Origin of the sequence: Actinophytocola sp. (genome assembly GCF_036002505.1) — a bacterium.
Lineage (GTDB): Bacteria > Actinomycetota > Actinomycetes > Mycobacteriales > Pseudonocardiaceae > DASYTH01.
The window spans coordinates 1-10,616 of the sequence record NZ_DASYTH010000140.1 but is presented as its reverse complement, the minus strand read 5'-3'; the positions used below and the strand labels follow the sequence as shown (position 1 = coordinate 10,616).

Below are 10,616 nucleotides of genomic sequence, written 5' to 3'. Positions count from 1 at the left end.
CAGCCATTGTTCGTCACCGGCCGTTTCTCGCTGGCCGCCTTGTACTACGCCGGGGTGGCGGCCTACGGCAACGACTTCGCCACCGACCTTGGCAAGCTGAACGAGGAATACGTGCTCGAACAGCTCGATCAATTCAGCGGCGTCGGCGCCGCGGTCAGCGGCGAGATCGAATACGAGAAGTCGACATTCAGCACCGACGGCTTCGTCGTCCTGCCCGATCAGGTGCTGCTCGTCGAGGTCAAGAGCCGGCGGCCGGCCCTGGACAAGCGCCTCGACGCCGTCAGCTACACGAACCTGCTCGGCAAGGACGTGCGCCACGCCCAGGACCAGTTGCGCACGACATACGACCTGTGGCGCTGCGGCCACCCCGCCTTCGCGCACCTGCCCACCGACGCCCGCCCGGTACGCGGCCTCATCGTCGTGCCTGAGCCGCTGTACCTGGCCAACCACACCATGTTCGGGCAGGCCCTGAGGCAGATGCCGTTTCCCACCGCGGTCATCTCGTTCACCGAACTGGAGCAACTCGTCGCCGCCGCCGTTGCCGAACGGTCCGCACGCGTGTTCGTCGATCTCACCACCGAGTTGTCGTTCCTGTCCGCCGACGCGTCTGCGGCGCTGTCCGCCGCCCGCGCCCGCACGGGCACCCACGCACCCCGAAACGCCCTGCTCGACGCCTCGTTCGAGGCGATGCGCTGGACCGCCGCCGACACAACGTAAGCCGATTCTGAACACCGGCCGGACGTACTGCCGTGTACGGCGGATGCCCAGCCATCGATGCAAGTCAGTCAACCATTGGCGCGGCCGGGCCTGGATGGCGTTCCCGCCGCGGCACCCCATCGTTGAACGGCTGACGCGGCTCCGCCGCAGGTGCGCGAGGATGACAGCCACTGTGGCATCCGCTACGCCAAGATCATCGTAGCGGAGCACACGGCGATGAAAGGATCAAGATGGACATCGATGGCTGAGCGCCGGACACGCAGGTCAGCGGGCTGTACCGCGCAAAACGCCGGCGGTTTAGGAAACCGTTGCTCTATCCCCTGAGCTACGAGGGCGCGATGCCACAGCCTACCTGCCTGCGGCTAGGCCTAGAGCGGTAGGGAGTGACCGGTGTTGGCCGACGTTATCGCCGCCTGCCGTGAGGGGTACAACGTCAGCGCGCTGCGCTGACCAGGCGTTATCTCGGCCTGGCAGAATCGGCTCCCGTGGCGGTGCGAACCCTTTCTGGTCATGCGGCGGATGCTCGGCGTGGTCGCAGGACGGACTCCCGACGCGAACGATGTGGAGATCGTCGTTCTGCGTCACCAGCTCGCCGTGCTGCGCCGACAAGTGGCGCGGCCCCGCTACACGCCGGGCGATCGCATGGTCCTTGCGACGTTGGCGAGGCTACTCTCCCGCGATCGGTGGCCGATCTTCCTGGTCACGCCGTCGACGCTGCTTCGCTGGCACCGCGAGCTGATCCGCCGACGCTGGACCTACCCCACCACCGGGCGACGCCGAGGGCTGAGCCCCGAGGTGGTCGAGCTGGTGCTGTGGCAACGGCTCGCCCGAGACAACGCCCGCTGGGGCTACTTGCGCATCGCCGGAGAGTGTTGAAAGCTCGGCATCACGGTGTCCGCGACATCGGTGCGCACCATCCTGCGCCGGCACCGCCTCGGCCCGGCACCGCGCCGCGGCGGTCCCAGCTGGACCGAGTTCCTGCGCGCCCAGGCCGTAGGCGCCTTGGCCGGTGACTTCCTAACTGTGGAGACAATCGGCCTGACCAGGCTGTACGTCTTCTTCGTGATCGAGTTGGAGCGCCGCCGGGTGCATCTGGCCGGGGTGACCGCCCATCCCACCGGCGCGTGGGTCACTCAGGCGGCCCGAAATCTGATGATGGACCTCGACGGGCACGCCGACCGGTTCCACTTCCTGATCCGGGACTGCGACGCCAAGTTCACCACCGCCTTCGACGCGGTGTTCGCCGCGGCCCGTATCGAGGTGGTAAAGATTCCGCCGCGGGCACCTGCTCTTTGGTAGTCACCAGGTGCCCCCCGGGCCGAGGACGCCAATTCCCCGCCGAGCCGACCGATCAGGCTGCACCCCTTAGGCCGGTCCCAGCGTCGGCCTTCTCCGCCGCCGGAGTCGACCGGTCACCGCCAAGCTCGTGAGGTTCATCGACAAGGGCAAGCGGTGTTCCGCGTCAAGCAGTGCGTGCTCGTGTCCCCGCGGCGGAGGCCCGCGCCGATTGACGGCGGCCGACGGCGCGCCTCCTGTCGGTTGGGTCGTCGCGACTTCCGCCCCGTTCGCGGTCGTGCGATCGGTGCCGCGCCAACATCCAGTCGCAGAGCACGTCCCTGCTTTACCGGCGCCGCTCCCGGACACAGCTATGTCAGCGACAAACCAGCGGGCCGAGGGGATCGAAATCGTTAGATACCCTGCGGCGGCTGGACCCCGCGGCTAGCAGCGGACGCTGGGATAACGGCTGGTATGTCACTCCTCGGCGAGGAGGCCGGCCCTCACGATCCGCGGCGCAAGGAGCAACGCCTCGTAGATCGACGATCCGCCGGATCCTCGTCGATGTCGACGCCCTGGACACCGCGGGTGAGCCGATCATCGGGCCGGCCGGCCGAAATCCTCCGCCCCGACTGTGCGTAGTCACGCCTTCCGGGCGGACACCACCCGGCGCTACGATCCGGGCGCCGCGGCGATCCCGTCGCGATGCACCGGAGTGGCGGCCGCCGGCGGCTTGTGCGAGAGGACCACAAATTGCGGCTGTCGTTACGAGGACCGTCGGTCATGCTGGCGGTGGGCGTACTGATGCTGCTCGCTGCCGCGGTCCTGGATGCCGGTGGTGAGCGGTCCCGGGACTGGGCCCTGTTGTTCGGCGTCGCCTCGCTCGCCGTCGTGCTGCCCATCGCGGTGCTCTGGCTGTTCACGGCCGTCCTGCTGCGCCGGCGGCGTTAGTCGACACCGGCCGCCGGGGCCCGGGCGTTGACATCGGCCCGCGCGGAGCCGGCGCGCTGTTCGCACCCAATGGAGATCAACTAGCGACCCCGCCGCGGCGGCAGTCTCTCTCGATGCGATTGCGCGTAGCCCTTGACGCGCAGCATGACCCCGAAACTGATCCGCCGCGACCCCCAACATCTCGATGGGACGGTGAGAGCAGACTGGGAGCAGCGGGCCGCTCCCAACGGCTCTGAACGGCGTTCAACAGCTCTGGGCTGCGCTGAACAGCTTCGAATCCTGTGCACCTCATGGCGGAGCCGCTGGTCAGCGGCCTGCGGACCGCTCGATGACCCCAGTCGCCCCGAACCGCGCTCAACAGCTCTGACCCGGATCCGCGGATAGGAATACAACACCGCGTGGCATAGACGAACGGATGCTTGCCAGCAGGGACAATTGGGCTTGTCGAAGGACCAATGCGTCGCTGCGGGAAGGACACCCGTTCGGTGAAGATACCTGGTTTGGCCGGCCGGGTGCGCATCGGCGCACGGGATGCATCGCTGACCCCGGTTTCGGTTGTGGTTTGGCACGGCCGTAACGTGTTGGGGGCGCGCCTTCGTTCACCTCGCGCCCCGCAGCTCCTCTACCGCCTGGCGCTTGAGCTGACCGTGATCGGCGTCTATCGGATCGTGGTTGCCGTCCAACTAGCCCTCGCCGCTGCCGGCCCGGTCGGCGGGCACGGTCGGGCCGCCGGCCAGGGCGTCCTGCAGCCACCGGCGCCGCCGCACCCAGCGGGCATGATGCCGGTCTTCCCGGGCGATTGCGCGGGCCTGCTTGCGTGATCCGACTCGGTAACGCCAACGGGCCCACGGCGAGTTCGGTCGAGCGAGGCGGATCGCACCAACCAGGGCGAACGTCGGCACCAGAAGGCCCAACAGACCGGTCCAGTACTTGCCTTTCAGCAAGGTCAACGCCACCAGCGCGGTGTTGACGACGAGGGTGACAGTGAGGTCGACCTCAGTGACCCAACCGTCCTCGCTGCTGATGTCGCCGAGACCCAGCGGCACCACGCCCAGCAACAGCAGACCGCACACGGCCACGGCGAGGAAAACGGCATCCACGGAGGTGCGGCCCTGCTCGGCCCAGTACACGTCACGCAGGTGCAGAATCAGCGCGAACTCGTCCAAGACGAGGGCGGCACCGCAGCCGAACAGCGCCGGGAAGATCTCCGCCCATGGCGTGCGCTGACTGATCGAACTGAACCCGCCCGCACCGGCGACCAGCATGACAACAACACCGAAAACCACATGGTGGACGTGCAGTCCGCCCGGTGTTACGTTGCCCGGCCACCACCGCACGCCGGCCCGGATCATGCGCACGCTGAGCCGGATGAACAGGAAGGTGACGACGAAGGCAGCCAGCAGCAGCGCGAGCGGTTGTTTACCCGTAGCGACGATTTCGTGCCGATACCAATCGATCATCGAGTCGATCGCCGCTCTCTTCTGTCCCCGTGCTTGTGTCCGTCGCGGGCGGGTGGCGTTGCGCTGACTGAATTCCGCATCACGCCGCTCAAATGCCGACAGACGGCTGGGCGGGGACCGCTCGGCAGCCGGCGTCGCCACACTTATGTGGGTGGCGGAATCAACTGGGTGGCGGCGTCACCGCACACGCCCTAGCGTCGCCGCGCTAGGGCGTGTGCTGCCGCTCTGGCTACGTCGGCGTGCCGGTGGTGGTCCCGGGGGACGGCTCGCTGGCGCTGGTCCGCTCGTCGATCACGTGCCAGACCTCCTTGTCCAGCTGGTTCTCCTTCCAGATGCCGTATGCGGTGCCCAGTAGCACCGGCGGGACCGCGACCAGCCCGATCGCTCCACTCACCGCCGCGTCGACCCACTCGTGGCCGCCCAGGCCAATGCTCAATTGACCGTCGCCGGGGGTGAAGACCACGGTGAGCGCGTAGGTGACCCCCAGTAGCTGGCGCCACAGGCTCTCCTTGCGCGCCTGCATTACGGTGCGGTTCTCGCTGCTGCGGAAGACCTGTACCTCGAAATCCTGCTTACGGAAGTGGTCTGCCAGCGCCTGGGCGAGCTCATCCGCTGGGATGGTGGTGCTGTAGATCCGTTCGATGTTCAGCGCTGGCAACCGGCCAGCGCCCATGCCTTTGCCCTGCTCCGCAACCATTCGTCCTCCCCGGATCCTGCTTCCGGCCATGGTTGGATCCTTCGCCTGTTACGGCCGTCGGGCGTCATCCGTTCAGAATGAGATGGGCGCCGGCTGGAGCGGCGTACCGGGCCGGCAGCCGATGATCTCTGTGGTGCTCTTGCCGAGGACTGGGGCAGCGTCGCCGGTGCCTGGACGCCGAGCACGGCGGCGGTGACGGTCGCGGTGCGGTAGCGGCGGTGCCGCCCGGTGTGAGCAGCGAGCCGGTGACGGCGGGCGTGACGAGGCGTCGACTATGGTGGCGGCCATCAGCGGCGATTCCGGCACCTTCTCATCGTCGATCAAGTACGAGTGCGACACCGTGGCGCGGCGGGGGCCGATCACCAAACAGGGCGTTCTGGTCCGCTGGGCTGCCGTCGAAGCCGCCCACCAGGCCAGAGCCTAGGGGCCGGCATTGACACCTGGCCGCCTGGGCGCTCGGAGTTGCATCGCGCACCACAGGCAGCCGGGCCGTGCCCGGGTGGCGAAGGTCGTACGTCCGGTAGGGCGCTCCACCTTCACCACCCGGGCACGGTCCGGCAGGACGGAGCCTGCGCGACGGGATGCCTTCGGGTTCTCGGACCCTCGAAGCCGCCCTCATCGCCGTCGGCTTCGAGGAGGCCGCCGCAGCCTTCGACGCCGCGACCGACGGCGCGGCCGAGCCGCTGGCCGACCTGGTGACTGCGTACCGGGCGTTCGTCAGACGCCATCCCCAGCTGTACCGGCTCATGATGGAAGGGCCGCTGCCCCGTGAACAGCTGGCGCCGGGAGTGGAAGACCGCGCCGCAGCGGCCCTGGTCCGGGCAGCCGGCAGTCCGGAGCGCGCCCGGGCTGCGTTCGCCTTCATCCACGGCATGCTCATCCTGGAGCTCAACGGCCGCTTCCCCGACGACGACGGCCTGGAACCCGCCTGCCGCGCCGGGCTCGCCGCCTTCGACAGCCCGGCTTTGGTGGCTCGACCGCAATGACCATCGGCATCGGGAAAGACCCGTCGGGCGATCGCACTGACGAGCCGCCGTCAACCTCGCCGTCAACGCCTGCGGAAGATGCTCGAGACAGGTTGGGGATGAATGGGCGGGCGCCCAGGACTTATCGGAAGGTCCAGGCCTTTGCGGCCATAACGGCGCGCCTCATTTGCCGCCGACGGAGGTCATGATCATCGGCGAGCGCGTCCAACGAAGAGTTGGTCTACGTAATCTCGGTCCCGACCCGGCGCGGGTTAGCAAACGTTGGTGAAAAAGCCAGTCGACGGGGTCACGATCAGTGGAAGGCTGCGGAGCGCGCGAATGCCGCGGCTTCGGCGCGGTTGCGCAGGCCCAGCTTGGCGAGCACGTTGCTGACGTGATGAGAGGCCGTTTTGCGGCTGATAAACAAGCGGTTTGCGATCTCCGGGTTCGTCAGGCCGTGGCCGAGCAGCCGCAGTACCTCTTGTTCCCGCTTCGAAAGCAGGCCGACATCTTTCGGGCCGTCCGCCACCAGCAGCGCCCGCACTGACCTCCGGAACTCGGCATGATCGTCGACGACCAGAACGGTGTGCCCCACACGGTCATCATCCCCGGCCCGGCAATACCGCACACCGTGGCGGGCCACAGTCCCCGAACAACCGCATGACGCCCACGCCACCTGTGCGGTCTCGACCTCAAACCACGTCGGCCACGCCCCAACGGCGGTTGCCCAATGCAACGGCGCCGCGCTCCCGGCTGGAGGCCTACCTGCGCACCGGCGTGGACCGTGAACGCATCGTCCGATGCCGCGAAGTACGCCCAGAGGCGTAGAGTGAGGACGTCGCCCGGGACCCCGGTGGCGCGATAGTCCGCTGCCAACGAACGCACCAGCCGAGTTGAGGTGCTTTGACCGGGCGAATCCCCGACAACGCACCATCCCAACACCGGCGCCGCTGCGACACACGCCGGCAGGCGGGCCATTGCCGGTCCGCGGCCGGGTGGGCACACACATTAGGCCGTCGAGGAGTGTTGCCGACAAGCTCGCCGTCCGCGGTAGCACCGCCGGTCGGCGGCGGGAGTCGCGGCTTCGGCGGCCGCTAGTGAAGGGTTGACCATGTCGGACAAGTCGCCGCGAAAGGCCCACGCGAAGAAGCAGGGTAAGACGTTGAAGGAGAAACAGGCCGCGAAGAGAGAGAAGCGGATCCAGCAGGCAGGCCACATTTCGAACGTTCCGCCGACGGGCCATTGATCGGCGGCGCGAGCAGTTCTGCTGTGCCGAGCGTCAGATGAGGTCCTATGTGGCTGGTCGGCCGGCGTTCGGCGTGCCGTCGCGGATCGATGCTGTTGTCGCGCCGATGTTGAGGCCGTCGGTCCACAGCTGGTGGTCCATCGTCGAAGCGCAACAGCCCGCTCTGGCGCGACCGAGCGCGGGCGTCGATCGCGCTGCACGGCCAGGGCATCGGGCGGGCCCGCGTGAGCTTGGCGGCTCACCGCGTACGAGAAGGAGAAGCAAATGAGTGAACCCGTGTACGTGGACAAGGCCAAGGTTATGGCGCAGCTGCGCTCCCGGCAGCTGCACGCCAGGGCGGACTGGGTCGACCGGGAACTGCCCGTCCTCATCGACACCTACAAGAACGCCGCGCTGCTGCAGACGCTCGGTATCGATTTGGATGCGATGGCACCCGGCGACGTGGCGGCGTCAGCATCGTGAGCGGTCCAGGGCTTGCAACCGAAGATCGATAGCGGTATTCAGCGGGCGGGCGCGGGCGCTGGCCAGGCTGGCGACCGCGCGGATGCTCTCAGGTAGCGGGTCGCGGCGGGCCGGTGAGGGCGCCCGGGCCCAGCGCCGAGGTCAGGGCTCCACGCAGAACCCGTTGCCCTCGGGGTCGCGCATAACGGTGAGGTCCTCACTCTCTCGTGCCGCGGTCGCGCCGATCGCAGTCAATCGGCGCACCTCGTCTGCCACCGGGCCCGGTGCCGCAAGGTCTGCTCCCTTCGCGGTCCACCGCACCGCATCGGCCAGTCTCCATCGACGATGTCAGAGCCCAGGCATGTCGCGCGGATGGGGATACGAGAGCGGATCGGATGAAGCAGGCGCAAGTTCGTCCATACAACCCATCCTCGTCGATCACTAGGCACGGGCAAGTCCGCGACCTGCGGCGCCTTCGAGGATGAGCTGGATCGATCTCCGGTTTGTCGCACTGATCATGAGGCAGTTCGCCAACCTTGCCACGATGACCCTAGCCTAGTCGGCTACCGATGATCCGACTTAAGGCCCGGGGTGCGCAGCAGGCCGCCTACCACGAGATTGACCAGTCCCTGCGCGCGCATGGTCCGTACGGCTGGGGTGCCCGGGTTGTCAGTCATTGCTGTGGGTCGCCACCGCTCGGACGGGAGGGAGCGCGGGGGGCTGGGTCGGGTCGCCGGTTGGAACCATGCGCATTACTGCCTCTGGCATCGCGCCAACCGTGAACGCGCGGACGGCTGGCCCGACGGACACGGTGACGAACGACGCCACGGGCGGAACCTCGGCGGGGAGCGGAATAGAGTACTCCCCTGAATCGAAGTGGGAGTCGATCACACGCATCGAGGTGCTCGTCGGCTCGGGCGGCGTGAATGAGGTGGCCCACCAAGCCTCGACGACCACCTGGGCCGGTTCCTGCAGGGTGAGCTGCACCGTTCTCTTCGTCGTGTCATATGCCACGCGGTTGTCGTCTCCGGCAGTCGACGTGACGCCCTCAACCTGGGCGGCGATGAGGCCTGCGATTCCGGCGAGTCCCTGTACGAAGGTGACGTGGCCGTTGACCTTGGAGATCTCTTCTCTGAGGTACTGCTTGGCGTTAGGCGGAACCATGCCACCGAAGACGACGACATCGATGTTCATGGTGTCGTACTCCGTCAGCACCTCGTCGAACTGGTTTGTTGCATCTGCGTGGAAGCCCTTGCTTCGCAGGATGTCGGCAGCGTCAAGGATCACGCTTGGGCTTCTGCCGATGACCAGAACCTGTTTGGGTCCGCTGGTGGTTGGTTCGTCCATGAGCCGGTCTCCTAGACGCAGTCAATGTTGGTAAGACCAACATAGCAAACGTTGGTCGTGCCAACAACTGATAACGTCTACCTATGCCGATGGATCACCCGCCAAGCCGTACTCCCGCCCGCGTTAAGGATCGTCCGACCTGGCTCATAAGCCGGACCTTCGCTCGCTCGTCGGGTCTCCTCGCCGCTGGGTTCGAGTCATACGGCCGCGGCCTTCGCAGTTACCACTACCGCCTCTTGGCTGCGCTCGACGAGTGGGGGCCCGCGAGCCAGGCTGACCTGGGCCGTGGGACCGGGATCGATCGCAGTGACGTCACGGCGGCGCTGGCCGAGCTCGAGTCACGTCGGCTCGTCGAGCGGTCTGTCGACCCCGAGCACAGGCGTCGTAACATCGTCACCATCACCCCGGCTGGAGTCCAACAACTCCTGGAACTCGACAACGTCATCGACGGTATTCAAGAGCAAGTGCTAAAACCCCTGACAAATGCGCAGCGGCGTCAGTTCATCGCCCTGATGGTGAAGCTTCTCGCGGCCGAAGACGAGTCGTCGATGGGATGACTCTGGCGGCCGCGGCACTCCTAACCCCGGGCGTTGCAGTGGCGGGCTGATGTCGTGGGGCGACACGGGCTGTAGATGAACGCGCTCATCGCGGCTAGATCCGGTCGTTGGATCTACCTCATCATCGCTTTGCCGAGGCGCGGGCGCGGGTTGCGCAGGCGGAAAGGGTGAACCTTCGGTGCGTGCGGGTCCGGTGTTCCGCGTCGCCGACGGCCATACGACCATCGCCATAGGTCGCCCATGAGGACGAACACGGCCAGACGGTCGCGTTGCTTCATGGCCGGTCTCCTGTCTTGGCCACGATGGAGTGGGACCAGAGCTGGATCGCCATGACGTTGTCCGAGCCTTTCACGATGTTCACGAAGTCGCCCGCGTGGCGGCTCGGTCGAGACGTGGCGCCTATGCCGGGAACAGCCACTCCATCGCTGCGAGGCTCTTGTCGACGTACTTGTCTCGTCCGGTCTCAACGCCATATGCCAGGTCCTCGAAGACACTGCACCTGGCATAGAAGACGGCGCGCTCGGTGAGAGCCGCGGCGTCGCTGGCGTCGTTTCGGTAGCGGCGAAGGGCGGCGCGGAAAGCGGCGGGGCCGAGGTCGCGGTAGAGCAGCCCGAAGTCGTAGGCCGGATCGACGATGGCGGCATCGCTCCAGTCGATGACGCCGGTCACCGTCCACGCGACTGGGTCGATGAGCACGTGTTCGATGCCCAGATCGTTGTGGGAGAACGCGGTGGCGTACCCGTCGTGGGGTGGTATCGCGTCCAGGAACGTCTCGACAGGCCGGCGGTACACCGCCGGCACCTGCCCGACGACCGTCATGTAGGTCTCTGCGGCCTCACGTCGCCACTCGGCCAGCGGGTGGTCGTCGGTGTCCACCAGATCGGTCCACCGGTCAACCGGAACAGCATGCATCGCCGTGAGCAGCTCGCCGAGCGTGGCTGCGATCGACGTGCCGTGGTC

Annotated in this window: 14 protein-coding genes; 8 read left to right on the top strand and 6 right to left on the bottom strand. The window is 67.1% G+C overall.

Annotation, left to right across the window (positions count from 1 at the left end; translation table 11 throughout):
• Positions 1–54: 54 nt before the first annotated feature.
• The 4 genes from VGR06_RS12020 to VGR06_RS12005 all read left to right on the top strand — a co-directional run bounded on the left by VGR06_RS12020 (position 55) and on the right by VGR06_RS12005 (position 2,943).
• Positions 55–717 carry a hypothetical protein gene (locus VGR06_RS12020; protein WP_327559107.1) on the top strand — a complete coding sequence of 221 codons (663 nt, stop codon included), beginning with the start codon at positions 55–57 and terminating at the stop codon, positions 715–717.
• A 510-nt stretch (positions 718–1,227) separates the two neighbouring features.
• A complete protein-coding gene (locus VGR06_RS12015) occupies positions 1,228–1,593 on the top strand; it encodes a helix-turn-helix domain-containing protein (protein WP_327559106.1) in 366 nt (121 codons plus the stop codon).
• Positions 1,594–1,608: 15 nt separating this feature from the next.
• Positions 1,609–2,016: a hypothetical protein gene (locus VGR06_RS12010; RefSeq protein ID WP_327559105.1), complete on the top strand. Its 408-nt coding sequence runs from the start codon at positions 1,609–1,611 to the stop codon at positions 2,014–2,016.
• A 759-nt stretch (positions 2,017–2,775) separates the two neighbouring features.
• Entirely contained in the window at positions 2,776–2,943 is a 168-nt protein-coding gene (locus VGR06_RS12005) for a hypothetical protein (protein ID WP_327559104.1), read from the top strand.
• Between the two features lie 683 nt (positions 2,944–3,626).
• Here VGR06_RS12005 and VGR06_RS12000 read toward each other — a convergent pair.
• Both VGR06_RS12000 and VGR06_RS11995 read right to left on the bottom strand, forming a co-directional pair.
• Entirely contained in the window at positions 3,627–4,544 is a 918-nt protein-coding gene (locus VGR06_RS12000) for a hypothetical protein (RefSeq protein ID WP_327559103.1), read from the bottom strand.
• 88 nt (positions 4,545–4,632) lie between these two features.
• Positions 4,633–5,100, bottom strand: a complete 468-nt coding sequence (locus VGR06_RS11995) for a hypothetical protein (RefSeq protein WP_327559102.1) — start codon at positions 5,098–5,100, stop codon at positions 4,633–4,635.
• Positions 5,101–5,374: 274 nt separating this feature from the next.
• Here VGR06_RS11995 and VGR06_RS11990 point away from each other — a divergent pair, with 274 nt between their 5' ends.
• Positions 5,375–5,524, top strand: a complete 150-nt coding sequence (locus VGR06_RS11990) for a hypothetical protein (protein WP_327559101.1) — start codon at positions 5,375–5,377, stop codon at positions 5,522–5,524.
• A 157-nt stretch (positions 5,525–5,681) separates the two neighbouring features.
• Positions 5,682–6,086 carry a TetR-like C-terminal domain-containing protein gene (locus VGR06_RS11985; protein ID WP_327559100.1) on the top strand — a complete coding sequence of 135 codons (405 nt, stop codon included), beginning with the start codon at positions 5,682–5,684 and terminating at the stop codon, positions 6,084–6,086.
• Between the two features lie 292 nt (positions 6,087–6,378).
• Here VGR06_RS11985 and VGR06_RS11980 read toward each other — a convergent pair whose 3' ends face one another.
• Positions 6,379–6,660: a helix-turn-helix transcriptional regulator gene (locus tag VGR06_RS11980; RefSeq protein WP_327559099.1), complete on the bottom strand. Its 282-nt coding sequence runs from the start codon at positions 6,658–6,660 to the stop codon at positions 6,379–6,381.
• Positions 6,661–7,575: 915 nt separating this feature from the next.
• On the opposite strand from VGR06_RS11980, the gene VGR06_RS11975 reads away from it, so the two are divergent.
• Positions 7,576–7,773, top strand: coding sequence for a hypothetical protein (locus VGR06_RS11975; RefSeq protein WP_327559098.1), 198 nt, complete (start codon positions 7,576–7,578; stop codon positions 7,771–7,773).
• Positions 7,774–7,914: 141 nt separating this feature from the next.
• On the opposite strand, the gene VGR06_RS11970 is transcribed toward VGR06_RS11975, so the two are convergent.
• Positions 7,915–8,073, bottom strand: a complete 159-nt coding sequence (locus VGR06_RS11970) for a VOC family protein (RefSeq protein ID WP_327559097.1) — start codon at positions 8,071–8,073, stop codon at positions 7,915–7,917.
• Between the two features lie 348 nt (positions 8,074–8,421).
• Positions 8,422–9,099, bottom strand: a complete 678-nt coding sequence (locus tag VGR06_RS11965; protein WP_327559096.1) for a hypothetical protein — start codon at positions 9,097–9,099, stop codon at positions 8,422–8,424.
• Between the two features lie 236 nt (positions 9,100–9,335).
• Between VGR06_RS11965 and VGR06_RS11960 the strand changes: the two genes are divergently transcribed.
• Positions 9,336–9,656 carry a MarR family winged helix-turn-helix transcriptional regulator gene (locus tag VGR06_RS11960; RefSeq protein WP_327559095.1) on the top strand — a complete coding sequence of 107 codons (321 nt, stop codon included), beginning with the start codon at positions 9,336–9,338 and terminating at the stop codon, positions 9,654–9,656.
• A gap of 399 nt (positions 9,657–10,055) precedes the next feature.
• Here VGR06_RS11960 and VGR06_RS11955 read toward each other — a convergent pair.
• Positions 10,056–10,616, bottom strand: a 561-nt coding sequence (locus VGR06_RS11955) for a phosphotransferase family protein (protein WP_327559094.1), incomplete at its 5' end; no start/stop codon positions are given.